This window comes from Neisseria sp. P0021.S006 (assembly GCF_051956895.1).
Genome location: NZ_JBQCWZ010000439.1, coordinates 1 through 1153 on the forward strand (window position 1 = coordinate 1; position 1153 = coordinate 1153).

1 protein-coding gene is annotated in these 1153 nt (G+C 51.5%); it reads right to left on the reverse strand.

The annotated features are described in order from the left end of the window. Window positions 1-193: 193 nt before the first annotated feature. On the reverse strand, window positions 194-1153 hold a 960-nt coding region (locus tag ACTHUM_RS14825), incomplete at its 5' end, for a Na+/H+ antiporter NhaC family protein (RefSeq protein WP_440403265.1).

Sequence of the window (1153 nt, forward strand, 5' to 3'; positions counted from 1 at the left end):
CGGCAGGGTCGAGCAGGCGTTGTTTTTCTTCTTCGGTCAGATGATAGGCAGCGACGTCGGCCATGACTGGGCCGCGTGGAAGATGGGGCGTATTCATTGTTTTGTCCTGAATAATGTATATATGGGTAATTGCAATATTCAGACGGCCTGAGCGTGTCGGAATATCTCAGGCCGTCTGAATATTGGTTTTGAATTAGGCAGTTGCTTTTTTCTTGTCTTTTAAGATGAAAATCAACACAACCATTACGATGCCGGTTACCACAAAACCTAAAGGCGCAGAGCCGGTCATGCCTAAAATCAGGTAGCCGATAGCGGCAGAGGCGGCAACGGTTAGTGCGTAAGGGAATTGCGAGGTAACGTGGTCGATGTGGTTACAGTGTGCGCCGGTAGAAGAGAGGATGGTGGTGTCGGAAATCGGCGAGCAGTGGTCGCCAAATACGGCACCGGCCATGACGGCGGACATGCAAGGGATAATCAGCGAAGGTTCGACTTTGACGGCCATGGCGGCGGCAATCGGCAACATGATGCCGAATGTGCCCCAACTTGTGCCGGTAGCGAAGGCCATCACGCCTGCGAGCAGAAACAAAATCACGGGTAGGAAGCCTGCGTGGATATTGCCTGCCACCAAAGTGGAGAGGTATTCGCCGGTGTGCATCTCGCTGACAACGGTGCTGATGATCCATGCCAAAATCAAGATGGTAATGGCACCGCGCATAGAGATGATGCCCTGCCAAATGGCTTTAGGGTAATCGTTGGTTTTGATGGTGCCGATGGTGCAGAGGATGACGGCCAATACACCGCAAGTACCGCCGAATACGAGGGAAGTGTTCACGTCGGTATTTTCAAACGCGCTGAGCAAAGAGAAGGTTTCAGAAGCTTGTGCGCCAGTGTAAATCATAGCGGAAACAGTGGCGATGATCAGTACTAAAACCGGCACAATCAGCGCGAATACGCGGCCGTTAGGATGGCCTGTTTCAATGGTTTCATCATGAGTTTCGTTCAAAGCGGCGCGTTCCAAACGAGCCATAGAGCCGATGTCGAAGGAGAACCAAGCAACGACAAACACCATAAGTAATGCGAAGACGGCGTAGTAATTCATCAGGCTCATGGCCACGAATGCGCCCATTGGTGTGTAGTCTGTGATGTTGTAAGT